The following is a 24,964-nucleotide window of genomic DNA, read 5'->3' as shown; positions in this document are numbered from 1 at the left end:
AAATCAGGACACCTGTATATGCAACAACAACACAAGCCACATCTGCTGCGCGGGCTCAATGCCCGACACATTCGGTTTATTGCGCTCGGCTCCGCTATCGGCACCGGGCTGTTCTATGGCTCGGCCTCAGCCATCAAAGCGGCGGGCCCGGCGGTGCTGCTGGCCTATCTGATTGGCGGCGCGGCGGTGTTTATCGTCATGCGCGCGCTGGGCGAGATGGCGGTGCGCAACCCGGTTTCCGGCTCCTTCGGCAGCTATGCCCGCCAGTATCTCGGGCCACTGGCCGGGTTTATTACCGGCTGGACCTACACCTTTGAAATGGTGATCGTCGCCCTGGCCGACGTCACCGCCTTCGGCATCTATATGGGATTGTGGTACCCCGATGTGCCGCGCTGGATCTGGATCCTCAGCATCATCTTCTTTATCGGCGCGATGAACCTGTGCAACGTGCGGGTATTTGGCGAGATGGAGTTCTGGCTGTCTCTGGTGAAGGTGGTGGCGATTATCGCCATGATGCTGGCGGGGGCGGGGATCATCTTCTTTGGCTTTGGCCACAGCTTCCCGGCCACCGGGCTGGAAAACCTCTGGAGCCACGGCGGCTTTGCCCCTAACGGCTGGCAGGGCGTTATCGCCTCGCTTGGCATCGTGATGTTCGCCTTCGGCGGGGTGGAGATTATCGGCGTCACCGCCGCGGAAGCGAAGGATCCTAAGAAGGTGATCCCGCAGGCCATCAATACCATTCCGCTGCGCATTATCCTGTTCTACGTCTGCACCCTGGCGGTACTGATGGCGATCTTCCCGTGGAACAGCTTTGGCGAACAGGGGAGTCCGTTTGTGCTTATTTTCGACGGTCTGGGGATCCCGGCGGCGGCGACCATCCTTAACATCATCGTGATCAGCGCCAGCATCTCGGCGATTAACAGCGATATTTTTGGCGCCGGACGCATGATGTACGGCATGTCGAAAGAGGGGCTGGCGCCGAAAAGCTTCCAGCGCATCGCCAGCAACGGTGTGCCCTGGATGACGGTGGTGGTCATGGGCGGCGCGCTGCTGGCGGCGGTGGTATTGAACTATCTGATCCCCGAGCAGGTATTTGTGCTAATTGCTTCGCTGGCGGCATTCGCCACGGTATGGGTGTGGCTGATGATTCTGCTATCCCATTTTGCCATGCGCCGCGGTTTGTCTGCCGAAGAGCGCAGCCAGATCGCCTTTCCCATTCCGTTCTGGCCGGTTGCGCCGCTGTTGACGCTGCTGTTTATGGGGCTGGTCATCGCCGTATTAGGGATGTTTGCCGAAACGCGGATGGCGCTGATCGCCGGCCTGGTCTGGCTCGGGCTGCTGACGGTGGTGTGGTATGCGCGGGTGCGTAAAACGGCGCTGCAGGTAGCCACTGAACAGTAAGATCAATTTCCCCGGTGGCGCTGCGCTTACCGGGGCTACAAATGGCACGGACCGTAGGCCGGGCAAGGCGTCAGCCGCCGCCCGGCATAAAAGCGGCTCCGTGCCCGCGGCAATCGTCCGGCGGCGCTGCGCTTGCGCGGGCCTGGGGGTATTGTAGATACTGCTATCGGCTTGTAACGGTTTTAATCCGGTAAAAACAGTTGTTTTGTATTAATTCCGAGCACATTGCGCTCCCGAAATGTCTTCTACGTTATGTTTCTCATGGAGCAGGGAGCGCACAGGGGGCGGCCAGTCGCCGCCGCCCCCTGTACCCCCGGGCTTCGGCCAGCAACATCGCCACTGCGTGGTGCCTTCGACTTATCCCTGCAGGCTTCGGGTCGGGCCGAGGCAGCGTCCTTGCAAAACACGGCCCTCAGCCCGCATCCATGCGGGCTGCCCCGGCCTTCCGGGAACGTCTCAGCGATGTTGAGGCCGCCAGCCCCGGCAGTTTCAGCGGCCCCATGTTTGGCGGCGATTCACATACTGGGTCTGGACCCCGTAGGCCGGGTAAGGCGTCAGCCGCCGCCCGGCAAAATAACCGCGCAATAGCACCGTAGGCCGGGCAAGGCGTCAGCCGCCGCCCGGCATAAAAGCGGCTCCGTGCCCGCGGCAATCGCCCGGCGGCGCTGCGCTAGCATGGGCGTGGGGGTAGTGTAGGTTGGGTAAGCGCAGCGCCACCCGAAAAACAAATGGCGCCGCGGGTACCCCGGATAAGGCGCAAGCCGCTATCCGGGGAAGATTAACTGAACAGGGCGGTGATGGAGGCGCTGGCGAGGGAATGGAAATGGACGTTAAAGCCGACCATCGCGCCGCTGGCCTCAGCATCCACCTCAATTTTCTCGACGTCCAGGGCGTGGACGGTGAAGATATAGCGGTGGGTTTCGCCCTTCGGCGGCGCCGCGCCGCCGTAGCCTGCCTTACCAAAATCGGTGCGGGTCTGAACGGCCTCTTCCGGCAGCTCCGCCTGACCGGAACCGGCCCCTTGCGGCAGGACGCGGGTATCGGCCGGCAGGTTAGCGACCACCCAGTGCCACCAGCCGGAGCCGGTCGGCGCATCCGGATCGTAGCAGGTCACCACAAAGCTTTTGGTTCCCGCGGGCACATCATCCCACATCAGATGCGGCGAAATATTGTCGCCATCGTAGCCCATGCCGTTGAAGACGTGACGATTAGGCAGCTTACCGCCGTCCTGGAGATCGTGACTGATCAGTTTCATGCTTCATCCTCATTGATAATGCGCTGATTAACAAAGAAGTGTAGCCTTCCCGACGACGCAATTCCGCTATTTATTCGCTAAAAAATGTTTCGTCCTGCACTGCCTGGTTGACCGCACGGGTCAGGCGGGTCAGCTGCTCGGGCGTGATGATGTACGGCGGCATCAGATAAATCAGCCGGCCAAACGGACGGATCCAGACTCCCTGCTCGACGAAAAAGCGCTGCAGGGCGGCCATGTTGACCGGGCGACGGGTTTCAACCACGCCAATAGCGCCCAGCACGCGGACGTCCGCGACCAGCGCAGATCCCCGCGCCGGGGCCAGCTCGGCCTGCAGCTGGGCTTCAATCGCCGTCACCTGCGGCTGCCATTCGCCGCTCTCCAGCAGGCGCAGGCTTTCGCCGGCCACCGCGCAGGCCAGCGGATTGCCCATAAAGGTGGGGCCGTGCATAAAGCAACCGGCTTCGCCATTGCTAATGGTTTCAGCAACCGTTCGGGTGGTGATGGCGGCGGAAAGGGTCATGGTGCCGCCGGTCAGCGCTTTGCCCAGACACAGAATGTCGGCGGTAATCCCGGCGTGTTCACAAGCGAACAGCTTGCCGGTGCGTCCAAAGCCGGTGGCAATCTCATCGGCGATCAGCAGTATCCCTTCCCGGTCGCACATTTTACGCACCCGCTTCAGCCACTCCGGATGGTACATCCGCATGCCGCCCGCCCCCTGGACGATAGGTTCGAGGATCACCGCGGCGATTTCATGACGATGCGCGGCCATCAGGCGGGCAAACGGCACCATATCCATCTCGTCCCACTCGCCGTCAAAGCGGCTTTGCGGCGCGGGGGCGAACAGGTTATCCGGCAGGTAGCCCTGCCACAGGCTGTGCATCGAGTTCTGCGGATCGCAGACCGACATCGCTCCGAAGGTATCCCCGTGATAGCCGTTGCGGAAGGTCAGAAAACGACGACGTGGTTCGCCTTTAGCCTGCCAGTACTGCAGCGCCATTTTCATCGCCACCTCTACCGCCACTGAACCGGAGTCGGCGAGGAAAACGCACTCCAGCGAGGCCGGGGTCATCGCCACCAGCTGACGGCATAGCGCTACTGCCGGCGGATGGGTGATCCCGCCGAACATCACGTGCGACATTTGGTCAATTTGCCCCTTCAGCGCCGCATTGAGGCGTGGGTGATTGTAGCCGTGGATCGCCGCCCACCAGGAAGACATACCGTCAACCAACTGTTCGCCGCCGGCGAGGGACAGCTCGCAACCGTGGGCGGACACCACCGGGTAGACCGGCAGGGGGGAAGTCATAGAGGTGTAGGGGTGCCAGATGTGGCGCCGATCGAAAGCGAGATCGTCCAGTGTCATAAGCGACTTGTAAACCATTTTGAAAACATTTAGGTTTACAAGTCTACACTGAACTTACTTACAATGAAACGTACACAAAATATTTCGCGCAGCATCGAGGCGGCAAGCGAGAACATCCCCAGGAGCATAGTTCACTATGTGACTCGGGTGCGCGAGTGCCGCCAACAAAGAGGCTGTGTGAAATAGGAAGTGTACGACCTTTTGGAGAGGAAAATGGCTCACCAACCTCGCTGGACAATGTCGCAAGTAACGGAATTATTTAATAAACCGCTGATCGATCTGCTATTCGAAGCGCAGCAAATCCATCGTCAACACTTTGATCCGCGCCAGGTGCAGGTCAGCACCCTGCTGTCGATCAAAACCGGCGCCTGCCCGGAAGATTGTAAATATTGCCCGCAGAGCGCACGCTACAAAACCGGCCTCGAAGCCGAGCGCCTGATGGAGGTTGAGCAGGTGCTGGAATCAGCGCGCCAGGCGAAAAACGCCGGCTCCACCCGCTTCTGTATGGGCGCGGCGTGGAAAAACCCCAATGACCGCGATATGCCTTATCTGGAGCAGATGGTGAAAGGGGTGAAGGCGCTGGGGCTGGAGTCCTGTATGACGCTCGGCACCCTGACCGACAGTCAGGCGCAGCGCCTGGCCGAAGCGGGCCTCGATTACTACAACCACAACCTTGATACCTCGCCGGAATTTTACGGCAACATCATCACCACCCGCACCTACCAGGAGCGCCTGGATACGCTGGATAAAGTGCGTGATGCTGGGATCAAAGTCTGCTCCGGCGGCATCGTCGGGCTGGGAGAGAGCGTAAAAGATCGCGCCGGACTGCTGCTGCAACTGGCTAATCTGCCGACGCCGCCGGAGAGCGTACCGATCAACATGTTGGTGAAGGTCAAGGGCACGCCGCTGGCGGATAACGACGACGTCGACGCTTTCGATTTCATCCGCACTATCGCCATCGCGCGCATCATGATGCCCACCTCCTACGTGCGTCTCTCCGCCGGCCGCGAGCAGATGAACGAGCAGACCCAGGCGATGTGCTTTATGGCCGGGGCGAACTCGATTTTCTACGGCTGCAAGCTGCTGACCACGCCGAACCCGGAAGAGGACAAAGACCTGCAGCTGTTCCGCAAGCTGGGGATCAACCCGCAGCAGACGGCGGTGCTGGAAGGCGACAATGAGCAGCAGCAGCGTCTGGAGCAGGCCTTACTCACCCCGGACACTGAGGAATATTACAACGCGGCGGCGCTATGAGCTGGCAGCAGCGAATCGATCGGGCGCTGGACGAGCGGCGGGCGGCGGAAGCTTTTCGCCGCCGCCTGCCGGTGACGCACGGCGCCGGGCGCTGGCTGGAGCGGGAAGGGGAGCGCTGGCTTAACTTCTCCAGCAATGACTATCTGGGCCTGAGTCAGCATCCGGCGATTATCGCCGCCTGGCAACAGGGGGCCACGCGCTATGGCGTCGGTGCCGGCGGCTCGGGCCACGTGAGCGGCTATAGCGAAGCCCACCGCGCGCTGGAAGAGGCGCTCGTCGACTGGCTGGGCTATCCGCGCGCATTGCTGTTTATCTCCGGCTTTGCCGCGAATCAGGCGCTGATCGCCGCCCTCGTGGAGAAAGACGATCGGATTGTCGCCGACCGCCTGAGCCACGCCTCTCTGCTGGAGGCGGCGAGCCTCAGCCCGGCCCAGCTGCGGCGCTTTACCCACAACGATCCGCAGCAGCTCGCGCAACTGCTGGCTAAGCCGCTGGCGGGCGAACAGTTGGCGGTCACTGAAGGCATTTTCAGCATGGACGGCGACAGCGCGCCGCTGGCGGCCATTCACGCCGCGACGCAGGCCGCAGGGGCAGTGTTGCTGGTGGATGACGCCCACGGTGTTGGCGTGGTCGGCGACGAAGGACGCGGGAGCTGCGCCGCGCAGGCGGTGCGCCCTGAGCTGCTGGTGGTTACCTTCGGCAAGGCCTTCGGCGTCAGCGGCGCGGCGGTGCTGTGCGACGAAGCAATGGCCGATTATCTGCTGCAGTTTGCCCGTCATCTGATCTACAGCACCGCGATGCCGCCCGCCCAGGCGGTGGCGTTGAGCGCTGCCCTGGGGATCATTCGCAGCGATGAAGGGCGGCAGCGTCGCGACATCCTGGCCGCCCGCATCCGTCAGTTCCGTGAGGGGATGGGCAAGGTGTCGCTGGGGTTGACCGACTCCGTCAGCGCGATCCAGCCGCTGATCGTCGGCGACAACGCCCGGGCGCTGAACCTGGCCTGCCGTCTACGCGACGCGGGCTGCTGGGCAACGGCGATCCGTCCGCCGACGGTGCCGGTCGGCAGCGCGCGTTTGCGCCTGACCCTGACAGCCGCCCATCATGCTGAAGACATTAACCGTTTACTGGAGGTGCTGCATGGCCACAGTGAATAAGCAGGCGGTGGCCGCGGCGTTTGGCCGGGCGGCCAGCGGCTATACGCAACATGATGAACTGCAGCGGCGCTGCGCCGATCTACTGCTGCGCCAGCTGGCGCGCCGCGATTTTGCGCAGGTGCTGGATGCCGGCTGCGGCCCCGGCAGTATGAGTCGCTATTGGCGTGAGGCGGGCAGCGTGGTGACCGCGCTGGATCTCTCCGCCGGGATGCTCGCCCAGGCGCAGCGTAACGACGCCGCGCAGCATTATCTGCTGGGGGATATTGAGGCGCTGCCGCTGCCGGACGCCTGCGTCGATCTGGCGTGGAGCAATCTGGCGGTGCAGTGGTGCGACGATCTACGGGCGGCAATTGGCGAGCTGTACCGGGTGGCGCGTCCCGGCGGCAGAGTGGCGTTTAGCACGCTGCTCGCCGACTCGCTGCCGGAGCTCAATCAGGCGTGGCAGGCCATCGACGACCGGCCGCATGCCAACCGTTTCCTTAGCGAAGCGGCGGTGCGCGCGGCGCTTAGCGGCCTGCGCGCGACCGGCGAGGTTCATCAGATTAGCCTGCCGTTCGCCGATGCGTTGAGCGCTATGCGCTCCCTGAAGGGCATCGGCGCCACCCATTTGCACCAGGGGCGGACCGCCGCCCCGCTTGGCCGCGGCAAACTGCGCGAGCTGCAGCTGGCCTGGCTGCAGCGGCAGGGCATCTGCCCGCTGACGTATTCTCTTTTTACAGGAGTCATTGAGCGTGACTAAACGTTTTTTTGTCACCGGAACCGATACTGAAGTCGGTAAAACCATCGCCAGCAGCGCCCTGCTGCAGGCGGCGAATCTGCTGGGTTTTCACACTGCCGGCTATAAGCCGGTGGCCTCCGGTAGCGAGCTTACCGGCGATGGGCTGCGTAATGAAGATGCGCTGGCGCTGCAGCGTCATAGTCGGGTCGCATTGCGTTACGACCAGGTGAACCCCTATACCTTCGCCGAGCCGACCTCCCCGCACATCATCAGCGCCGACGAAGGGCGGCCGATCGCCGCGGCCAGGCTCTCCAGCGGGCTGCGTGAGCTGGAAGGTCTCGCCGACTGGGTGTTGGTGGAAGGCGCCGGCGGCTGGTTTACGCCGCTCTCGGATTCCCTGACCTTCGCCGACTGGGCGCAGGCGGAACAGCTGCCGGTCATTCTGGTGGTGGGCGTTAAGCTCGGCTGTATCAACCACGCAATGCTTACCGCTCAGGCGGTACGCCAGGCGGGACTACCGCTGGCGGGGTGGATCGCCAATGACGTACAGCCGCCGGGCAAGCGCCACGCCGAATATCTGGCGACGCTGAAAAACCGACTGGCCGCGCCGTTCCTCGGCGAAATACCGTGGCTTGCCGATATCGCGCAGCGCGACGATCTCGGGCAGTATCTGGACCTCAGGGCGCTGGATCCGGCGTTATCCACTGCGCCAGCAGCGGCTCATCCAGCGCCATAATATCGCCTTCGGCGACGTTACGGCCCCGGTGCAAGACACAGAAGCGATCCGCCACCCGGCGGATAAAGGGCAGGTGCTGCTCGGCGAGCAGCACCGTCAGGCCGATATCGCGATTTAACCGCAGCAGCAGATCCGCCAGCTTTTGCAGGCAGCGCGGCCCTCTGCCGCGCGAGGGTTCATCAAGGATCAGCAGCCGCGGCTGGACGATCAGCGCCCTGGCCAGCGCCAGCTGGTACTGATCGTCGTCGCTCAGCGAGGCGCCTTTGCGCTGCCGTAGGGCATAGAGCTCGGGAAAATGCTCATAAATCTCGCCGCCGCTGGCGTTAGCCCCGGGTTTCCCGGCCGCCAGGGCGATGTGCAGGTTCTCTTCCACGCTGAGTTGGGAAAAAATGCGTTTATCTTGTGGCACGTAGCCGATACCAATGGCGCTGCGCGATTGAGCGGACAGGGGGGTGAGATCCTGCGGCGGGGCGCCAATGTCATGCCAGGTCATCCGGCCGCTGGCCACCGGCAGGTGGCCAGCAATGCAGTTAACCAGGGTGGTTTTTCCCATGCCCTCGCGTCCCAGTACGCCAATGCACTCTCCCGGGCGTAGTACTAGATCGACATTCCACAGCGAATGCTGGTTGCCGTAAAAGTGATTTACTGCCTGTAAATTCAACATGGACGTTTTCTCCTTATCCTGGCGTCAGGGCGACAGAAAGATGCTGCAAAACTCTTGCCAGGAAAAAGAACGCTCGGAAAAAAGCGCTAAACGCCGATACCATCGGGCCTCGTCAGCGCCGGGGCTGCACTTTTCCGGTGCCCGACGCTAAAGGGTGGTGCAAAAAGCAGCAAAAATCGAGCGGCTTTAAGCGGATAGTTATCAAAAATAGTTCGATAAAAATTTTTCGCCACGCGGTTGACCGCAAAAGGCGACAGGCGCCGGGCGGCGGTGGTCTTGGGCTGCGGACAGTTATCCACTATTCCTGTGGATAACCTTGTGTATTAGAGTTAGAAAACCTGCGGCAAGCTAGAGCGTACGCGGCTTGCGGCTGAATTGGCGCGAAAGGCGTCTTTTCTTTAAAGATCTTAAATATCAGCTTGTTAGATAAAATCAATGGGTGTAAGAAAAGCGTCATCTGCTGCCATAAAAGTTTAATCCGTCCGCTTGACAAATGTTAAAAGGTAAAATTTTCTGGGGATAACCCTGGCGGCCGGAGGATTATTCCGTCTGACGCGCGTTTTGCACCCAGCTTGCTAGCCAATAAGACCCTTTTGTGGCGTTATCATAAGTACGTACTGTTTAAATATCCAGTATAATTTATTGGCAAAAAACGGTCCGGGGGGTAGAATTAAACACCGGCCGCTAATTCTTTTTTCAGGTTCTGATTGATGAGTAAATCGTTTGTACTGCATTCCGCCTTTCGCCCCTCCGGAGACCAACCGGAAGCCATCCGCCGCCTGGAAGAGGGGCTGGAGGATGGGCTTGCGCATCAGACGCTACTGGGGGTTACCGGCTCCGGTAAAACCTTTACCATCGCCAACGTGATTGCCGACCTACAGCGGCCGACGATGGTGCTGGCGCCAAACAAAACCCTGGCGGCTCAGCTCTACGGCGAGATGAAAGAGTTTTTCCCGGAGAATGCCGTCGAGTATTTCGTCTCCTACTACGATTACTATCAGCCGGAAGCCTACGTTCCCAGCTCAGATACCTTCATTGAGAAGGACGCCTCGGTAAACGAACATATTGAGCAGATGCGTCTGTCGGCCACCAAAGCGCTGCTCGAGCGGCGCGACGTAGTGGTGGTGGCGTCAGTCTCGGCGATCTACGGCCTCGGCGACCCGGACCTGTATCTGAAAATGATGTTGCATCTGACGGTCGGTATGCTGATTGACCAGCGGGCGATCCTGCGTCGTCTGGCCGAACTGCAGTATACCCGCAACGATCAGGCCTTCCAGCGCGGCACTTTTCGCGTGCGCGGCGAGGTGATCGACGTCTTCCCGGCGGAATCCGACGATATCGCCCTGCGCATTGAGCTGTTTGACGAAGAGGTCGAGCGTCTGTCGCTATTCGACCCGCTCACCGGCCACGTCGAAGGGACGGTGCCGCGCTATACCATTTATCCCAAGACCCACTACGTAACGCCGCGGGAGCGCATCGTCCAGGCGATGGAAGAGATCAAGCTTGAGCTGGCGGAGCGGCGCAAGGTGCTGCTGGCCAACAACAAGCTGCTGGAAGAGCAGCGCTTAACCCAGCGTACCCAGTTTGACCTCGAAATGATGAACGAGCTGGGTTACTGCTCGGGCATTGAAAACTACTCGCGCTTTCTCTCCGGGCGCGGACCCGGCGAGCCGCCGCCGACCCTGTTCGACTATCTGCCGGCGGATGGCCTGCTGGTGATTGACGAATCCCACGTCACGGTGCCGCAGATCGGCGGTATGTACCGGGGCGACCGGGCGCGCAAAGAGACGCTGGTGGAATACGGTTTCCGCCTGCCGTCGGCGCTGGATAACCGGCCGATGAAGTTTGAAGAATTCGAAGCGCTGGCGCCGCAAACCATCTATGTGTCGGCGACTCCGGGCGCCTATGAGCTGGATAAATCCGGCGGCGAGGTTGTGGATCAGGTGGTGCGGCCGACCGGTCTGCTTGACCCAATCATCGAAGTGCGCCCGGTGGCGACTCAGGTCGACGATCTGCTGTCAGAGATCCGCCTGCGCACGGCCATCAACGAGCGCGTGCTGGTCACCACTCTCACCAAGCGGATGGCGGAGGACTTAACCGAGTACCTTGAGGAGCACGGCGAGCGCGTGCGCTATCTGCACTCGGATATCGACACCGTCGAGCGCATGGAAATCATCCGCGACCTGCGTCTTGGCGAGTTTGACGTGCTGGTGGGGATCAACCTGCTGCGTGAGGGGCTGGATATGCCTGAGGTGTCGTTGGTGGCGATCCTGGATGCGGATAAAGAGGGCTTCCTGCGTTCTGAACGCTCGCTGATCCAGACCATCGGCCGCGCGGCGCGCAACGTCAACGGCAAGGCCATCCTCTACGGCGATAAGATCACCCCCTCCATGGCCAAAGCCATTGGCGAGACCGAGCGTCGACGGGAGAAACAGCAGCGCTACAACGAAGAGCACGGCATCGTGCCGCAGGGGCTCAATAAGAAAGTGGTGGATATCCTGCAGCTGGGCCAGGGCCTGGCGAAAACCAAAGCCAAAGGGCGCGGTAAAGCGAAGGCCGTTGAGCCTGCCGGGCTTAGCGCTGTGGATATGACGCCAAAAGCGCTGCAGCAGAAAATCCACGAGCTGGAAGGGCAGATGATGCAGCACGCGCAGAACCTCGAGTTTGAGGAGGCGGCGCAAATACGCGACCAGCTGCATCAGCTACGCGAGCTGTTTATCGCCGCCTCCTGATTCTGGGCGCAGACTGGCGGAGTGGACGTGCGGGGTATAGTGAAGGCGCGCTTCTCTTATCGTCCTGCTTGCCAGATAACAAACATTTGAGAAGAAAAAAGGCCGCGTTGCGGCCTTCTTAATGTTTGCTTAATCTCGCCAGGCGACACTATCTTCAACCTGATGAGGATAGCGCCCATGCAAAAAATTAACTTCCGTGAATATCTGGCGGTCGCCACCGCCCTGGTCATTATTGTTGCCTTCTTCCATCAATGGGTGCTGACGTTCTGACCCCCGCGCTGCGGGAATAGCACCCACGCGCGGACCCCTGGCCCTGGCTGTCGGTTATGCAAAAAAAACTGGGCGTCATGCAGCTGAGCGATGCGCGTGACGATGCTCAGTCCGAGGCCAATGCCGCCGTAGCGACTGTCCATGCGCACGAAGGCTTTACTGAGTTCGCCGCTTTTCGCCTCATCGATCCCCGGCCCTTCATCTTCCACCGCCATCACCGGCATCAGGCCCGCTTTCACCGACACGCGGATCGTCGACCCTTCAGGGCTGTAGCGGTGAGCATTCTCCACCAGATTGCGCAGGATCACGCCGATTAACGTCGCATCGCCAGAGACGACGGCCTCGTTTTCGATATCCGTCAGCAGCAGCCGCTGCTGACGCTGCGCCAGCATAGCCTCCAGTTCGTCCTGCAGCGGTTTTACCACGTCATCCAGCAACAGCACCTGCTGGTAGCTGCCGGCGGAGAAGGACTGGCCGACGCGCGCCAGCTGCAGCAGCTGGGAAATGCTGGTGGTCATCTGATCGAGACGCTGGATCAGCGGGTCGACGCCCATGCCATGCACTTTCGCCAGCAGCTCAAGGTGCAGCCGCAGCCCGGCCAGCGGGGTGCGTAGCTCATGCGCCACGTCGGCGGTAAACAGCCGCTCGCGGTCGAGGGTCAGATTGAGGCGGGAAACCAACTGATTCAGGGCGGTGGTCACCGCCGTGACTTCGGGCACCGATTCGCTGAGTACGATAGGAGTGAGGTTGTCCGGCGTGCGGTTCTCCAGTTCGCTTTGCAGTCGTGAAAGCGGGCGGGTGATCTTGCGCACCGCCAGCATGCTGATATACAGCGCCAGGCCAACGATCAGCAGGCTCGGCACCAGCAGGCTGGCAACCGCTTCCCGTACCTCATGCTCCACATGTTTCTGGTTGTTGTGCCCTTCGATGGCGCTGGCCACCAGCAGCTGGATCTGCTCTTTGCTCTCATGCCATAGCCAGAAGACGCTTATCAGCTGGCAGACCACCAGGATGGCGCCGATGGTCAGCAGCAGCCGGTGGCGCATGGTCCAGGTTTCAGTTGCAAACAGAGCCATGGTCTATTCCGTGTCGATGTTGTTAGCCAGCATATAGCCAAAGCCCCGGACGGTGCGGATCCGCGATTTGCCAATCTTTTCGCGTAGGTTGTGAATATGCACTTCCAGGGTATTGGTCGCCGGCTCGTTGTCCCAGCTGTAAATGTCGTTGTAGAGGATCTCGCGATGCACCGGGCTACCGGCTTTCATCATCAGCCGCGACAGCAGGGCATACTCTTTCGGCGTAAGATCCAGCGCCGTTTCACCCAGCCACACCAGGCGGCGAGTGACGTTAAGGCGCAGATTGCCGACGCTGATTTCATTATCGCCCTGGTTGTTATGCCGGCGGAGCAGGGCGCGAATGCGCGCATTGAGTTCCTCCAGGGCAAAGGGTTTTACCAGGTAGTCATCCGCCCCGGTATCGAGACCGCTAATGCGATCCTCAAGCGTATCGCGGGCGGTGAGGATCAGCACCGGCTGGGTCATTTTCTCCCGCCGCATGCGGGAGAGAAAATGCAGCCCGTCTTCATCCGGCAGGCCGAGATCCAGCACGATCAGGCTGTAATGATTGCTGGCCAGCGATAGCGCGGCTTCGTGCGCGGTGGAGACGCCGTCGCACACGTATCCTTCACTTTGCATCGCCAGAATTAACCCCTGCAACAGCAGCGCATCGTCTTCAATGACTAAGATTTTCATCAACCAGCCTCTCTACATGGCGTTAAGATATCATCTGCCGCCTGGTACTCGCGGGTGCTGACGCCGAGCAGGCCGAGCAGGGTGGAGAACAGATTATCCTGCGAGTAATTCTCTTTTTGCGCCCGCTGCTGCAGACAGTGCGCGGAAATGCCGTAGCGCTGCTGGTAGTCGGCGGAGAGCCACAGCGCCATCGGCACATGTTTCTGCGTATCCGGCGCGATGGAATACGGTAGACCATGCAAATAGACGCCATCTTCTCCCAGCGATTCGCCGTGGTCGGACAAATAAACCAGGCTAGTGGTAAATTTATCCTGTTTAGATTGCAGTAGTTTTATCGCTTTATCAACGACATAGTCGACATAAAGGATGGTGTTGTCATAGGTATTGGTCAACTGCTCCCGGGTACAGCCCTGGATCTCATTGGTGTCGCAGGTCGGCGTGAATTTGCGAAACGCCGCTGGATAGCGATTGTAGTACGTCGGACCGTGGCTGCCGATGGTATGCAGCACAATAATGCCATCCTGTTGCAGGTTATCGATATAGCTGTCGAGATTATGGAACAGGACGTCATCGTAGCACTCGCCATCGATGCACTGCCCGGTGAGCTTCAGGTCGGTGACGTTCTGGTGTGGTACCCGGTCGCAGGCGCCTTTGCAGCCGCCGTCATTATCGTTCCACAGCACCCGGATCCCTGCGCGCTGTAGAATATCCAGGACGCCTTCCTGATGGTGCGCCAGCTCTTCATCATAATGTGCGCGCGGCATATTGGAGAACATGCACGGCACGGAAACTGCGGTTGCCGTGCCGCAGGAAGTGGTATGCGGAAAATAGATCACGCCGTCCTGCCGCATCAGCGGGTTGGTGTCGCGCGAATAGCCGCCCAGTGAGAAGTTATCCGCTCGCGAAGTCTCGCCGAGCACGACGATCGTCAGGTTCTTACGGGGAGCGTTATGCATCACCGCTTTCTGCGTGGCATCTTCGCCAATCTTCACCAGCGGCAGGTTGTCCATCCGATGATGAGCATACCAGGAGTTCACGGCCACAATGCTGTTGGAAGGGCTCAGGGATTTCACCAGCTCTTTGTTGTTACGGAACACCGAGGCGTAATCTTTGTAGAACAGCGCGGCCACCAGAATAATCAGCAGCGCCGAAACGGCGATATTGAGCAGGCGCATCGCCGCGCCGCGCCACCGCGTGGCGGGCTTACGGATTTTCACCCACCAGGCGACGAATACCGCCAAAACCCCGGAAAGGCCGAGGACGGCAATCATTTCGCCGGAGAGTAGAGCAAAGCTTTCCGCCGGAGTGGTGTCGAGGATATTGGTGATCATGCTGCGGTCGATCACCACGCCAAAGTTCCAGATGAAGTATTGCGCCGAGGCGCTGAGCAGAATGAACAGGCTAATCACCAGCCGGTCCAGCTTCAGGAACGAGGCGAGAGTGGTGAGGATATTCATCACGCTAATGGCCACGATCGGCATACTGAGAAATACCAGCCAGTTATGCAGGCTATTTACCGGCAGTAACGGGAAAACCTGGCGATAAAAAGCCAGGTTGAGAAAGATGCCGATATAGCAAGCAAAGAGAATCAGATAAGTCGTGCGACTGACCACCGGCCGACGCAGAGGCAATAACGACATAATGCACACCCACAGAAAAAGATGAGGGTATAGTGCCAGCCCTATTTTAAGACAACCTTAAGATTTTAAGGTGCGCCGAAGAGGGCCGCCTCCGGCGCGCAGGATCAGCCCGGCAGCTGGATCGCTTTCTCCAGCGCCCCGCGGAGCAGCGCCCGGTCATGACGATAGGGAACGTCGCTGGCCTCCAGCGGCGTCTGGATCACCAACCGGTCGTCAATGCCGCTGATATCGGCTTTTGGACCGGCGATCACCGCATCCACCACCCGCTTGCCTACATAGCGCTCCATAATCGCGATGCGCTCCGCCAGCGACAGCCTCGCGGCCGGGCTATGCTCTTTGCCGAGGTTATCGATAAAAACCATCGGCGCCGGGGTGCGGCGCAACGCCCGGGCCATCTCGTCGAGCAACAGGATCGGCAGCAGGCTGGTGTAAAAACTGCCCGGCCCAATGAGGATCAAATCGGCTTCGGCGATAGCCTCCACCGCCTCGCGGGTGGCCGGTACCGGCGGGGTGAGCATCAGCTCCTGCGGCACATTATCAAGCTGATCAATATTCACTTCGCCATAAACTTCATGGCCTTCATGATCGAGCGCCATCAAATCCACCGGTTGTTCTGACATCGGGATCAGGAAAGCGTCCACTTTCAGCAGGTTTCTGATCAAATTGATCGCCTCTAACGGCCGCACGCTCAGGTGATCCAGCGCCTTTAACATCAAATTTCCGAGGTTATGCCCGGAAAGCTCGCCGTTACCGCCAAAACGATACTCAAACATCGCCGACGCTACGCTCGGCTCGGCAATTAACTGATTGATGCAATTGCGCATATCGCCCCAGGCAATGCCACCTTCCGAACGACGGATCCGCCCGGTGGAACCCCCGTTATCGGTGGTGGTGACAATGCCGGTCAGCCGTGAGCCGAGCGAGGAGAGGGAGGACATCACCCGGCCCAAACCATGCCCGCCGCCGAGCGCGACCACCCGATCGAGGTCAGCGAATGTACGATTGCGCATAGAAATTCCTTATTTCACATAAACGGCCACACACTACCCGATCTACCCCTAAAAGACGATGGGAGGAGCCCGACAAACTGACCGACATCAAGGCAAAAAAATGATTTATGGCTATTCTGTAGCGAAAATGCACGAAGATAGCGATATGTATAAGATTATATAGCGAAATCGCCAATGGCGAAACTGCCTGTAACGCGCTACTATCGACATAACCTGTTAACACTCTAGCCTCTTCGCCTGTGTCAAAAGATATGGCGATTTGGCCGCGACGCCGCCGGTTGTCGCCAGGGCGTGGAAAGAAATGACCGCGTCTCCCGTATTTGGAAAGGTGTATATGGCCTCACAGCTTACCGATGCATTCGCGCGTAAGTTTTATTACCTGCGTCTGTCGATTACCGATGTGTGCAACTTCCGTTGCACCTACTGCCTGCCGAACGGTTATAAGCCCGGCGCCGTCAATAACAATGGCTTTCTCAGCGTAGACGAAGTACGCCGGGTTACGCGCGCTTTCTCTGCGCTGGGCACCGAAAAAGTTCGCCTCACCGGTGGGGAACCCTCCCTGCGCCGCGACTTCACCGAGATTATTGCCGCCGTGCGTGAAAACCCGGCGATCCGTCAGATTGCGGTCACTACCAACGGTTACCGCCTGGCGCGCGATGTCGAACGCTGGCGCGATGCCGGCCTGACGGCGATTAACGTCAGCGTTGATAGCCTCGACGCCCGCCAGTTCCATGCCATCACCGGCCAGGACAAGTTCCACCAGGTGATGGACGGCATTGACGCCGCCTTCGCCGCCGGCTTTGACAAGGTAAAGGTGAATACCGTGCTGATGCGTGATGTTAACCATCACCAGCTCGATACCTTCCTCGCCTGGATCCAACCCCGTCGTATCCAGCTGCGCTTTATTGAGCTGATGGAAACCGGTGAAGGCAGCGACCTGTTCCGCCGTCACCATCTCTCCGGCATGGTGCTGCGCGATGAACTGCTGCGCCGCGGCTGGATCCATCAGATCCGCCAGCGCAGCGATGGCCCGGCGCAGGTCTTTTGTCACCCGGACTACGCCGGCGAGATCGGCCTCATCATGCCGTATGAAAAAGACTTCTGCGCCACCTGCAATCGGCTGCGCGTCTCGTCCGTTGGCAAACTGCACCTGTGCCTGTTTGGCGAAGGCGGCGTCGACCTGCGCGACCTGATGGCCGAAGACCAGCAGCAGGCCGCGCTTGAGGCGCGGATCGCCGAAGCCTTAACCCATAAAAAGCAGACCCATTTCCTGCATCAGGGCAACACCGGTATTACGCAGAACCTGTCCTATATTGGCGGTTAATCGTTTTCGAAAGGAGCATTCAGATGAGCCAGGCTAGCGCTGAGTTTATCCCGACCCGTATTGCTATTCTTACCGTTTCCAGCCGTCGCGGCGAAGAGGACGACACTTCCGGTCACTGGCTGCGCGAGGCGGCGCAGGAGGCGGGGCACCAAGTCGTCGAGAAGGCGATCGTCAAAGAGAATCGCTACGCCATCCGCGCTCAGGTATCGGCGTGGATAGCCAGCGATAACGTGCAGGTGGTGCTGATCACCGGCGGCACCGGTTTTACCGACGGCGATCAGGCGCCGGAAGCGCTGCTGCCGCTGTTTGATCGTGAGGTCGAAGGCTTTGGCGAAGTGTTCCGCATGCTGTCCTTCGAAGAGATCGGCACTTCGACGTTGCAGTCCCGGGCCGTGGCCGGCGTCGCCAATCGCACGCTGATTTTCGCCATGCCGGGCTCAACCAAAGCCTGCCGTACGGCGTGGGACAACATCATCGCCCCGCAGCTTGATGCCCGCACCCGTCCCTGTAACTTCATTCCACACCTGAAGAAATAATCTATGTCACAACTGACCCATATTAACGCCGCGGGTGAAGCCCATATGGTCGATGTCTCCGGCAAAGCGGAAACGGTGCGCGAAGCGCGCGCCGAGGCTTACGTTGAAATGCAGGCGACGACCCTGGCGATGATTATCGACGGCAGCCACCATAAAGGCGACGTGTTTGCCACCGCGCGTATCGCCGGGATCCAGGCGGCCAAACGCACCTGGGAGCTGATCCCGCTGTGTCATCCGCTGATGCTCAGCAAAGTGGAAGTCAATCTGCAGGCGCAGCCGGAACATAACCGGGTGCGCATTGAATCGCTCTGCCGACTCACCGGGAAAACCGGCGTTGAGATGGAAGCATTGACCGCCGCCTCGGTTGCCGCGCTGACCATTTACGATATGTGCAAAGCGGTGCAGAAGGATATGGTGATTGGCCCAGTGCGCCTGCTGGCGAAAAGCGGCGGCAAGTCCGGCGATTTTAAGGTGGGTGAATGCCATGATTAAGGTTCTGTTTTTTGCCCAGGTGCGCGAGCTGGTCGGTACCGATTCGCTGACCCTTGATGCCAGCGAACTGGCGACTGTCGAAGCGGTTCGTCAGCAGCTTGCCGCCCGCGGCGATCGCTGGGCGCTGGCCCTGGAGGAGGGCAAGCTGCTGGCGGCGGTTAACCAGACGCTAACCTCTTTCGAACATCCAGTGGCCAGCGGCGACGAAGTGGCGTTCTTCCCACCGGTAACGGGGGGCTGACATGACGCAAACCCGTATCGTGGTCAGCCCGGCGCGCTTTAGCGTCAGTGAGGAATATCCCTGGCTGGCGGAACGCGATGAAGACGGCGCGGTGGTCACCTTCACCGGTAAAGTGCGTAACCACAACCTCGGCGACAGCGTGAAGGCGCTGACCCTCGAGCACTATCCGGGGATGACTGAAAAATCGCTGGCGGAAATTGTCGAGCTGGCGCGCGAGCGCTGGCCGCTGGGCCGGGTGACGGTTATCCATCGCATCGGCGAAATGTGGCCGGGGGAAGAGATTGTGTTTGTCGGCGTCACCAGCGCTCACCGCGGCAGCGCCTTCGCCGCCGGCGAGTTTATTATGGATTACCTGAAAACCCGCGCGCCGTTCTGGAAGCGTGAAGCGACGCCGGATGGCGAACGCTGGGTCGACGCCCGCGACAGCGATCGCCAGGCGGCAGAGCGCTGGTAGTGTGATACGCTTACAGGGTGAAACTTTGTTAATCAGGAGAGAGTCATGGACAGATATCCGCGTTCCGATTCAATAGTGCAGGGCCGTACCGGCCTGCAGACTTACATGGCGCAGGTGTACGGCTGGATGACGGTCGGCCTGCTGCTGACGGCGTTTATCGCGTGGTTTGCAGCGAATACTCCGGCGGTGATGATGTTCGTCTTTTCGAGCAAAATCACTTTCTTCGGGCTGATTATTGCCCAGCTGGCGCTGGTGTTTGTGCTGTCGGGAATGGTGCAGCGGCTGAGCGCCGGGATGGCCACCACGCTGTTTATGCTCTATTCGGCGCTGACCGGACTGACGCTATCGAGCATTTTTATCGCCTATACCTATTCCTCGATCGCCAGCACCTTTGTGGTCACCGGCGGGATGTTTGGGGCGATGAGCCTGTATGGTTACACCACGAAGCGCGATCTGAGCGGCTTCGGCAGCATGCTGTTTATGGGGCTGATTGGCATCGTGCTGGCGTCGCTGGTCAACCTGTGGCTGAAGAGCGAGGCGCTGATGTGGGCCGTGACCTATATTGGGGTGGTGCTGTTTGTCGGTCTGACGGCGTATGACACCCAGAAGCTGAAAAACATCGGCGAGCAGATTGATACCCGCGACAGCGCCACGCTGCGTAAATACTCGATCCTTGGCGCCTTAACGCTGTATCTGGACTTCATCAACCTGTTCCTGATGCTGCTGCGTATTATGGGCAACCGCCGCTAACCTCTTTATATCACAGGGTTGCATCTCCGAACGCCCGGCAAGCGTAGCGCCGCCGGGCGAGATTTCAGGCACGGTACCCTTGATTTTGCCGGGTGGCGGCTGCGCCTTACCCGGCCTACAGGATCCTCTCACAGGCTCACACTCCGTAGGCCCGCGCAAGCGTAGCGCCGCCGGGCGAGATTTCAGGCACGGTACTCTTGATGTTGCCGGGCGGCGGCTACGCCTTACCCGGCCTACAGGATCCTCTCACAGGCTCACACTCCGTAGGCCCGCGCAAGCGCAGCGCCGCCGGGCGATGGCATCAGGCACGGTACCCGTGGTGCTGCCGGGCGGCGGCTGCGCCTTACCCGGCCTACAGGCTCCTCTCACAGGCTCACACCCCGTAGGCCCGTGCAAGCGCAGCGCGGCCTGACCGTTTCATTCGCGGGCCAGCTTGCGCTGGTTCTTTTGCCGCAGCTTTTTCGCCCGGCTCTCCAGCAGCAGATAGGCCACCGTCGCCAGCAGCAATGGCAGGAAATAATAGAGCGCGCGCCAGGCGAGCAGGGCGGCAATGATCGCGCCCTTCGAAATATCTTCCCCGGAGAGCATGGCGATAAACACCGCCTCCAGCACGCCGATCCCAGCCGGAATATGGATAATCACCCCGGCGATACTGCTCACCAGCAGCACCCCTAATACCAGAAAATAGTTAATCTCGCTGCCCAACAGCAGCCAGATTATCGCCCCCATCGCCATCCAGTTCGCCGCCGAGAGCCCCATCTGCAGCAGCGCGAAGCGCCAGGAGGGCAGCACCAGCCGCTGGCCTTTAATCGTCAGGTGACGGCGTTTGGCGAACGCGCAGCCGAACAGATAGCAAAGCGTAAGGATCAGCATCACCCCGCCGATAATGCGCAGAGTGGTCTGGCTGATGTACCAGTGCGGCGGCAGCTTCACCAGATCTGCCGTGAATATCACCCCGCCCAGCAGAATATAGCCCAACCAGTTGGTGGTAATGCTTAAGGAAAAAATACGGGTGATGGTGCTGCCGTTCAGCCCCAGCCGCGAGTACAGCCGGTAGCGCATACCGATCCCGCCGACCCAGGTGCTGAGTGTCAGGTTAAAGGCGTAGCAGATAAACGACACCAGCATGACCTGGCGTTTCGCCAGCTTGTGCCCGCAATAGGCCCGACCGAGCAGATCGTAGCAGCCGTAAATGAGGTAGCTGACGATAACCAGCGCAATGGCGCTAAACAAGGCCAGCCGATCGTAGCCGCGGATCACCTTCCACACGTCCTGCCAGTCGACTTTTTGCGCGTAGATCACCAACAGGACGATGACGGCGATAAAAAAGAGCACGGTCAGCACTCTTTTCGCCATCCGCCAGCGGGGATGTGATTTGCTCATAGTGGATTATCCCTGGCTGGAGACTCGACGCGGTCCTGAGTTTCAATTTCCGGCTGGACCGGCGGGCTGACTCTGGCCAGCCGCGGGGTATGAGCCGGTAACCAGCCGACCCATGCCGGGAAGTGGCGCAGAAAGTGGAAAGCCATCACGCTGACGCCCAGCCGCCACCAGTTGCGTTTCGGCAGCATCGTTTTATCGATCCGCTGGCAATCCCGGGCGATAAGCCCGTTGAGATTATCGCGCAGCGTCTGGTTAAACACCCGATCGTGGATGATCAGATTGGCTTCCAGATTCAGCGACAGGCTGAGCGGATCCAGGTTGCTTGACCCAACGGTGGCCCAGTGGTCGTCTGCCAGAGCGACCTTGCCATGCAGCGGGCGACGGCGATATTCGTAAATCTGCACCCCGCCCTTAACGAGATAGTGATAGAGCAGGTGGGCGCCAAACTTCACAATGGGAATATCCGGTTCGCCCTGCACGATCAGCTTAACCCGTACTCCGCGCCGCGCGGCATTGCGCATCGCATGCAGCAGGCGGTAGCCGGGGAAAAAATAGGCGTTAGCGATAATCACTTCCCGGCGGGCGCTGGTCAGCATCTTCAGATAGTGGCGTTCAATATCGTCGCGGTGATCCTGGTTGTCGCGCCAGACGAACAGCGCCTGCGCCTCGCCGGGGGTCTGGTTAATCTCCGGCTGGTGGCGACGACGTCGCCACCAGCGGCGGGCGGTTTCGCTGTTGGGCAGGTTTTCCAGCTCGAACTGCAGGATGTCGAGCACCACCGGCCCTTCGACCTGCACCGCATAATCCTGCTTCGCCTCCGGACCGTAGTCGCTCATATGTTCGGCGGAGTAGTTAATACCGCCGACAAAGGCGGTGGTGTCGTCGATTACCACGATTTTACGGTGCATGCGACGGAACAGATTGGTGCGCATCCCCATCAGCTTAGGACGCGGATCGTAGTAGCGGAAAATCACGCCAGCGGCGGTGAGCTCGCCGACAAATTCATCGCTGAGATCCGGGGAACCATAGCCGTCGAGGAGCACCTCCACCTGGATGCCGCGGCGGGCAGCCTCGAGCAGGACCGCGTGCAGCCGCCGGCCTACCTCATCTTCAAACCAGATAAAGGATTCGAGGATCACCCGCCGGCTGGCGCGACCGATGGCCGCAAACAGCGCCGGATAGTACTGGTCGCCATTCTCCAGTAGCGTAATGCGGTTGCCTTCCTGCCAACGACATTTCACAAATGTATCTCCACGCTAAGGGGTGCATGATCGGACAGATGCCGCCAATGTTTAAGGGCCAGCGCCTTCGGGCGACTGGCGTGGGCGTTCTTGACGTAAATGCGGTCGAGGCGCAACAGCGGAAAACTGACCGGAAAGGTGCGCGCCGGCCGTCCGCGGGCGCGGGTAAAGATCTCTTCCAGCCCGGCCTGGGCTTTTAACGGCTGGTTAGCCTGCTGACGCCAGTCGTTAAAATCGCCAGCCACCACCACCGGCTCGCCCGCGGGCAGGGTATTGACCCACTCCGCCAGCATGGTCAACTGCGCCTGCCGTTGGTCGGCGCGTAGACCGAGATGGACGCAAATCACGTGAATAGTTATCCCGCTCCGCGGCGGCACGATGCGGCAGTACAGCAGGCCGCGCTTCTCCCCGTTGCCGACCGAGATATCGCGATTTTCGTAGTATTCAATGGGAAAGCGCGACAGCACGGCGTTGCCGTGGTGGCCTTCCGGATAAACCGCATTGCGCCCGTAGGCGTAGTCGCTCCACATGGTGTCGGCGAGAAATTCATAATGGGTCGTATCCGGCCAGTTTTCGATGTGCAGCGGATGTACCTCATGAGCGCCCATCACCTCCTGCAGGCAAACAATATCCGCGCTAACGCTGCGCACGGCGTCGCGCAGTTCGGGCAAAATAAAACGCCGATTAAACGCCGTAAAGCCTTTATGGGTGTTAATTGTCAGCACGTTCAACGAAAATCCCGCCGTTGGCTCAGCCATAATTCTCCAGTAAATGTCACTTTCCTGAATAAAATAGTGTAGTAGACGTCACAAAAAGATGCGGTGTTACGGAATTTTCCGTAAAGTGCGGTACTCTGAGTAGCAGAGAAAAATCCTTCAGGAGAGAAGCCATGAAGTGGCAACAACGTGTACGCGTCGCAACGGGTCTTAGTTGCTGGCAGATTATGTTGCATCTACTGGTCGTGGCAGTACTGGTGATGGGTTGGATTAGCGGCGCGCTGGTGCGCGTCGGATTGGGACTGTGCGTCCTCTACAGCGTCACGCTGCTGGCGATGCTGTTTTTACAGCGTCACCATGAGGCGCGCTGGCGCGATGTGGGAGACTTCCTTGAGGAGCTCACCACGACCTGGTACTTCGGCGCGGCCATGATAGCGCTGTGGCTGCTGTCGCGCGTGCTGCACAACAACCTGCTGCTGGCCCTCGCCGGGCTGGTGATACTGGCAGGCCCGGCGGTGGTCTCGCTGCTGGCGAAAGATAAGAGCCGTTACCCTAAAGCGTTCGGGCTACAACAAGGCGGCAACGCAGCGAATCCCCAGAAGCATAGATAACTATGCGACTGGGGTGAGTAAGGAAAGCCAACGCCGTTGTAGTTTGAACGATGACGGGTATTACGCAATCTTCCTTCGGAACATCGCATACGCCGCTGAGCCGGTGGTGGCCGCTATGACCAGTAGCGGCCACAAACTTCCCCACACAATCTCCAGACTCGCATCCTTCAGATAAATTTGCTTGGTGATATCGGTAAAGTGGCGGATGGGATTTATCCAGGTCAGATTCTGCAGCCACTGCGGCATGTTTTCCACTGGTGAGACGTACCCCGACAGGAGAATAGCCGGCATCATAAAGACGAACACGCCGATAAACGCCTGCTGCTGGGTGGCGCACAGCGACGAAATCAATAAGCCAAAGCCCACCAGCGATAGACCGTAAATCACCATGGTGAAATAGAACAGCAGCAGCGAGCCGGCAAACGGGATCTGATAGGCCCAGATACCAATCGCCAGCACGATAGTTGCCTGCAGGGTGGCGACGATCAGCGCCGGCACCGCCTTGCCGACGAAAATTTGCCAGGTGGCGAGGGGGGAGACCAGCAGCTGGTCAAGGGTGCCCTGCTCGCGCTCGCGAGCCACCGACAGCGAGGTGACGATCATCACCCCGATGGTAGTGATCATGGCGATAAGCGACGGCACCACGAACCATTTATAGTCGAGATTCGGGTTGTACCAGTTGCGCACCACCAGCTCGCTGTTGTTCGGCTTCGCTTTACCCTCCAGCAGCTCCTGCTGATAGTTTTTCACAATCTGTTGCAGATAGTTGGCGGCGATTTGCGCGCTGTTGGAGTTGCGTCCGTCGAGCAGAAGCTGCAGCGGGGCGGTTTGATAGTTATCCAGATTGCGCGAGAAATCGGCCGGGAAGCGCACCACCAGCAGAGCTTTTTGTTCATCGATGGTCGGCTGGATCGCCTGCGGGCTTTGCAGCAGCAGGACGTGGGTAAAGGCTTTGGCGCGGGCAAAGCGCTGAGTGAGTTCCACCGCGTGGCGACCGCTGTCCTCGTTGTAGATAGCGATGGTGGCGTTGGTCACCTCCAGCGTCGCGGCAAAGGGAAAAAGCAGCACCTGAATCAGCACCGGCATGATTAAAATCGCCCGCGTCTGCGGCTCGCGCAGCAGCGACTGCAGCTCTTTGCGGATTAATGTCCATAAACGGTGAAACATAATAGCTCCTTTGGCCCATTCAACCACGCCGGGCGGCACTGCGTTTGCCCGGCCTACGGGATCGGCGAACCGTATAATCGATGTTGGTTAAACCGTAGGCCCGG

25 protein-coding genes and 1 riboswitch are annotated in these 24,964 nt (G+C 59.7%); of the genes, 13 read left to right on the top strand and 12 right to left on the bottom strand.

Translation table 11 applies throughout. The features are described 5' to 3' along the window. Positions 1 to 18: 18 nt before the first annotated feature. Complete coding sequence (locus KB892_RS17680; protein WP_004147672.1) at positions 19 to 1,401, top strand: amino acid permease; 1,383 nt, start codon at positions 19 to 21, stop codon at positions 1,399 to 1,401. Positions 1,402 to 2,179: 778 nt separating this feature from the next. Here KB892_RS17680 and KB892_RS17675 read toward each other — a convergent pair. Then, positions 2,180 to 2,656: a kinase inhibitor gene (locus tag KB892_RS17675; RefSeq protein WP_002895575.1), complete on the bottom strand. Its 477-nt coding sequence runs from the start codon at positions 2,654 to 2,656 to the stop codon at positions 2,180 to 2,182. Positions 2,657 to 2,726: 70 nt separating this feature from the next. Continuing rightward, complete coding sequence (bioA, locus tag KB892_RS17670; protein ID WP_002895578.1) at positions 2,727 to 4,016, bottom strand: adenosylmethionine--8-amino-7-oxononanoate transaminase; 1,290 nt, start codon at positions 4,014 to 4,016, stop codon at positions 2,727 to 2,729. 213 nt (positions 4,017 to 4,229) lie between these two features. Between bioA and bioB the strand changes: the two genes are divergently transcribed. The 4 genes from bioB to bioD are packed head-to-tail and all read left to right on the top strand — an operon-like array spanning position 4,230 to position 7,878. Next, positions 4,230 to 5,270 carry a biotin synthase BioB gene (gene bioB, locus KB892_RS17665; protein WP_002895580.1) on the top strand — a complete coding sequence of 347 codons (1,041 nt, stop codon included), beginning with the start codon at positions 4,230 to 4,232 and terminating at the stop codon, positions 5,268 to 5,270. Further along, positions 5,267 to 6,424, top strand: coding sequence for an 8-amino-7-oxononanoate synthase (gene bioF, locus KB892_RS17660; protein ID WP_004151700.1), 1,158 nt, complete (start codon positions 5,267 to 5,269; stop codon positions 6,422 to 6,424). Before bioB ends, bioF begins: the two co-directional genes overlap by 4 nt. Beyond that, positions 6,408 to 7,163, top strand: coding sequence for a malonyl-ACP O-methyltransferase BioC (gene bioC, locus KB892_RS17655; protein WP_206659708.1), 756 nt, complete (start codon positions 6,408 to 6,410; stop codon positions 7,161 to 7,163). The genes bioF and bioC overlap by 17 nt, the downstream gene beginning before the upstream one ends. Beyond that, on the top strand, positions 7,156 to 7,878 hold the full coding sequence (gene bioD, locus KB892_RS17650; RefSeq protein WP_002895648.1) for a dethiobiotin synthase: 723 nt from the start codon (positions 7,156 to 7,158) through the stop codon (positions 7,876 to 7,878). The genes bioC and bioD overlap by 8 nt, the downstream gene beginning before the upstream one ends. Here the strand turns inward: bioD and KB892_RS17645 are convergent. Beyond that, positions 7,820 to 8,542: an ABC transporter ATP-binding protein gene (locus KB892_RS17645; RefSeq protein ID WP_004152853.1), complete on the bottom strand. Its 723-nt coding sequence runs from the start codon at positions 8,540 to 8,542 to the stop codon at positions 7,820 to 7,822. The two genes, bioD and KB892_RS17645, sit on opposite strands and share 59 nt — an antisense overlap. Before the next feature lie 86 nt (positions 8,543 to 8,628). Further along, positions 8,629 to 8,841 carry a hypothetical protein gene (locus KB892_RS17640; protein WP_002895652.1) on the bottom strand — a complete coding sequence of 71 codons (213 nt, stop codon included), beginning with the start codon at positions 8,839 to 8,841 and terminating at the stop codon, positions 8,629 to 8,631. A gap of 411 nt (positions 8,842 to 9,252) precedes the next feature. On the opposite strand from KB892_RS17640, the gene uvrB reads away from it, so the two are divergent. Further along, on the top strand, positions 9,253 to 11,274 hold the full coding sequence (gene uvrB, locus KB892_RS17635; protein ID WP_002895655.1) for an excinuclease ABC subunit UvrB: 2,022 nt from the start codon (positions 9,253 to 9,255) through the stop codon (positions 11,272 to 11,274). A gap of 248 nt (positions 11,275 to 11,522) precedes the next feature. Here the strand turns inward: uvrB and pmrB are convergent, their stop codons facing one another. From pmrB to yvcK, 4 genes are all read right to left on the bottom strand, one after another. Next, positions 11,523 to 12,620 (bottom strand): two-component system sensor histidine kinase PmrB, encoded by a 1,098-nt coding sequence (gene pmrB, locus KB892_RS17630; RefSeq protein WP_002895658.1) that lies wholly within the window; start codon positions 12,618 to 12,620, stop codon positions 11,523 to 11,525. A gap of 3 nt (positions 12,621 to 12,623) precedes the next feature. Beyond that, positions 12,624 to 13,295 (bottom strand): two-component system response regulator PmrA, encoded by a 672-nt coding sequence (pmrA, locus tag KB892_RS17625; protein WP_002895659.1) that lies wholly within the window; start codon positions 13,293 to 13,295, stop codon positions 12,624 to 12,626. Further along, a complete protein-coding gene (gene eptA, locus KB892_RS17620) occupies positions 13,295 to 14,935 on the bottom strand; it encodes a phosphoethanolamine transferase EptA (RefSeq protein WP_002895660.1) in 1,641 nt (546 codons plus the stop codon). The genes pmrA and eptA overlap by 1 nt, the downstream gene beginning before the upstream one ends. Before the next feature lie 104 nt (positions 14,936 to 15,039). Next, the gene (gene yvcK / locus KB892_RS17615) at positions 15,040 to 15,945 is read right to left on the bottom strand and encodes a uridine diphosphate-N-acetylglucosamine-binding protein YvcK (RefSeq protein ID WP_002895662.1); all 906 of its coding nucleotides are present in this window, start codon (positions 15,943 to 15,945) and stop codon (positions 15,040 to 15,042) included. 208 nt (positions 15,946 to 16,153) lie between these two features. Then, positions 16,154 to 16,292, top strand: a riboswitch (molybdenum cofactor riboswitch). Between yvcK and moaA the strand changes: the two genes are divergently transcribed. The 6 genes from moaA to KB892_RS17585 all read left to right on the top strand — a co-directional run bounded on the left by moaA (position 16,280) and on the right by KB892_RS17585 (position 19,742). Then, positions 16,280 to 17,269, top strand: a complete 990-nt coding sequence (gene moaA, locus KB892_RS17610) for a GTP 3',8-cyclase MoaA (RefSeq protein ID WP_002895665.1) — start codon at positions 16,280 to 16,282, stop codon at positions 17,267 to 17,269. (Overlaps the previous riboswitch by 13 nt.) 23 nt (positions 17,270 to 17,292) lie before the next feature. Then, complete coding sequence (gene moaB, locus KB892_RS17605; RefSeq protein ID WP_002895668.1) at positions 17,293 to 17,805, top strand: molybdenum cofactor biosynthesis protein B; 513 nt, start codon at positions 17,293 to 17,295, stop codon at positions 17,803 to 17,805. 3 nt (positions 17,806 to 17,808) lie between these two features. Continuing rightward, entirely contained in the window at positions 17,809 to 18,297 is a 489-nt protein-coding gene (moaC, locus tag KB892_RS17600) for a cyclic pyranopterin monophosphate synthase MoaC (protein WP_002895670.1), read from the top strand. Further along, positions 18,290 to 18,538: a molybdopterin synthase sulfur carrier subunit gene (gene moaD, locus KB892_RS17595; protein ID WP_002895672.1), complete on the top strand. Its 249-nt coding sequence runs from the start codon at positions 18,290 to 18,292 to the stop codon at positions 18,536 to 18,538. The genes moaC and moaD overlap by 8 nt, the downstream gene beginning before the upstream one ends. A 1-nt stretch (position 18,539) precedes the next feature. Continuing rightward, positions 18,540 to 18,992 (top strand): molybdopterin synthase catalytic subunit MoaE, encoded by a 453-nt coding sequence (moaE, locus tag KB892_RS17590; protein ID WP_002895674.1) that lies wholly within the window; start codon positions 18,540 to 18,542, stop codon positions 18,990 to 18,992. A gap of 45 nt (positions 18,993 to 19,037) precedes the next feature. Continuing rightward, positions 19,038 to 19,742, top strand: a complete 705-nt coding sequence (locus KB892_RS17585; protein WP_004142079.1) for a Bax inhibitor-1/YccA family protein — start codon at positions 19,038 to 19,040, stop codon at positions 19,740 to 19,742. A 417-nt stretch (positions 19,743 to 20,159) separates the two neighbouring features. On the opposite strand, the gene KB892_RS17580 is transcribed toward KB892_RS17585, so the two are convergent. The 3 genes from KB892_RS17580 to KB892_RS17570 are packed head-to-tail and all read right to left on the bottom strand — an operon-like array spanning position 20,160 to position 23,124. Next, positions 20,160 to 21,125, bottom strand: coding sequence for a lysylphosphatidylglycerol synthase domain-containing protein (locus tag KB892_RS17580; protein WP_002895728.1), 966 nt, complete (start codon positions 21,123 to 21,125; stop codon positions 20,160 to 20,162). Next, entirely contained in the window at positions 21,122 to 22,366 is a 1,245-nt protein-coding gene (gene clsB / locus KB892_RS17575; RefSeq protein WP_002895730.1) for a cardiolipin synthase ClsB, read from the bottom strand. Before clsB ends, KB892_RS17580 begins: the two co-directional genes overlap by 4 nt. Further along, on the bottom strand, positions 22,363 to 23,124 hold the full coding sequence (locus KB892_RS17570) for an endonuclease/exonuclease/phosphatase family protein (protein WP_002895732.1): 762 nt from the start codon (positions 23,122 to 23,124) through the stop codon (positions 22,363 to 22,365). Before KB892_RS17570 ends, clsB begins: the two co-directional genes overlap by 4 nt. Positions 23,125 to 23,255: 131 nt before the next feature. Between KB892_RS17570 and KB892_RS17565 the strand changes: the two genes are divergently transcribed. Next, the gene (locus KB892_RS17565) at positions 23,256 to 23,693 is read left to right on the top strand and encodes a YbhQ family protein (protein ID WP_002895734.1); all 438 of its coding nucleotides are present in this window, start codon (positions 23,256 to 23,258) and stop codon (positions 23,691 to 23,693) included. A 60-nt stretch (positions 23,694 to 23,753) separates the two neighbouring features. Here the strand turns inward: KB892_RS17565 and KB892_RS17560 are convergent, their stop codons facing one another. Beyond that, positions 23,754 to 24,860 carry an ABC transporter permease gene (locus tag KB892_RS17560; protein WP_002895736.1) on the bottom strand — a complete coding sequence of 369 codons (1,107 nt, stop codon included), beginning with the start codon at positions 24,858 to 24,860 and terminating at the stop codon, positions 23,754 to 23,756. Positions 24,861 to 24,964: the final 104 nt, after the last annotated feature.

Source organism: Klebsiella sp. P1927 (genome assembly GCF_018204675.1).
GTDB classification, from domain to species: domain Bacteria; phylum Pseudomonadota; class Gammaproteobacteria; order Enterobacterales; family Enterobacteriaceae; genus Klebsiella; species Klebsiella pneumoniae.
The sequence above is the reverse complement of the archived record's forward strand: the minus strand, read 5'-3'. Positions and strand labels throughout refer to the sequence as shown.

What these genes read in the sequence shown, in the direction of transcription:
- bioA (WP_002895578.1), bottom strand. Translation starts at nt 4,016, where the DNA reads ATGACACTGGACGATCTCGCTTTCGATCGGCGCCACATCTGGCACCCC.
- bioC (WP_206659708.1), top strand. Translation starts at nt 6,408, where the DNA reads ATGGCCACAGTGAATAAGCAGGCGGTGGCCGCGGCGTTTGGCCGGGCG.
- pmrB (WP_002895658.1), bottom strand. Translation starts at nt 12,620, where the DNA reads ATGGCTCTGTTTGCAACTGAAACCTGGACCATGCGCCACCGGCTGCTG.
- yvcK (WP_002895662.1), bottom strand. Translation starts at nt 15,945, where the DNA reads ATGCGCAATCGTACATTCGCTGACCTCGATCGGGTGGTCGCGCTCGGC.
- uvrB (WP_002895655.1), top strand. Translation starts at nt 9,253, where the DNA reads ATGAGTAAATCGTTTGTACTGCATTCCGCCTTTCGCCCCTCCGGAGAC.
- eptA (WP_002895660.1), bottom strand. Translation starts at nt 14,935, where the DNA reads ATGTCGTTATTGCCTCTGCGTCGGCCGGTGGTCAGTCGCACGACTTAT.
- KB892_RS17585 (WP_004142079.1), top strand. Translation starts at nt 19,038, where the DNA reads ATGGACAGATATCCGCGTTCCGATTCAATAGTGCAGGGCCGTACCGGC.
- KB892_RS17645 (WP_004152853.1), bottom strand. Translation starts at nt 8,542, where the DNA reads ATGTTGAATTTACAGGCAGTAAATCACTTTTACGGCAACCAGCATTCG.
- KB892_RS17565 (WP_002895734.1), top strand. Translation starts at nt 23,256, where the DNA reads ATGAAGTGGCAACAACGTGTACGCGTCGCAACGGGTCTTAGTTGCTGG.
- moaC (WP_002895670.1), top strand. Translation starts at nt 17,809, where the DNA reads ATGTCACAACTGACCCATATTAACGCCGCGGGTGAAGCCCATATGGTC.
- bioF (WP_004151700.1), top strand. Translation starts at nt 5,267, where the DNA reads ATGAGCTGGCAGCAGCGAATCGATCGGGCGCTGGACGAGCGGCGGGCG.
- moaA (WP_002895665.1), top strand. Translation starts at nt 16,280, where the DNA reads ATGGCCTCACAGCTTACCGATGCATTCGCGCGTAAGTTTTATTACCTG.
- moaD (WP_002895672.1), top strand. Translation starts at nt 18,290, where the DNA reads ATGATTAAGGTTCTGTTTTTTGCCCAGGTGCGCGAGCTGGTCGGTACC.
- KB892_RS17675 (WP_002895575.1), bottom strand. Translation starts at nt 2,656, where the DNA reads ATGAAACTGATCAGTCACGATCTCCAGGACGGCGGTAAGCTGCCTAAT.
- KB892_RS17580 (WP_002895728.1), bottom strand. Translation starts at nt 21,125, where the DNA reads ATGAGCAAATCACATCCCCGCTGGCGGATGGCGAAAAGAGTGCTGACC.
- KB892_RS17560 (WP_002895736.1), bottom strand. Translation starts at nt 24,860, where the DNA reads ATGTTTCACCGTTTATGGACATTAATCCGCAAAGAGCTGCAGTCGCTG.
- bioB (WP_002895580.1), top strand. Translation starts at nt 4,230, where the DNA reads ATGGCTCACCAACCTCGCTGGACAATGTCGCAAGTAACGGAATTATTT.
- moaE (WP_002895674.1), top strand. Translation starts at nt 18,540, where the DNA reads ATGACGCAAACCCGTATCGTGGTCAGCCCGGCGCGCTTTAGCGTCAGT.
- KB892_RS17570 (WP_002895732.1), bottom strand. Translation starts at nt 23,124, where the DNA reads ATGGCTGAGCCAACGGCGGGATTTTCGTTGAACGTGCTGACAATTAAC.
- KB892_RS17680 (WP_004147672.1), top strand. Translation starts at nt 19, where the DNA reads ATGCAACAACAACACAAGCCACATCTGCTGCGCGGGCTCAATGCCCGA.
- moaB (WP_002895668.1), top strand. Translation starts at nt 17,293, where the DNA reads ATGAGCCAGGCTAGCGCTGAGTTTATCCCGACCCGTATTGCTATTCTT.
- pmrA (WP_002895659.1), bottom strand. Translation starts at nt 13,295, where the DNA reads ATGAAAATCTTAGTCATTGAAGACGATGCGCTGCTGTTGCAGGGGTTA.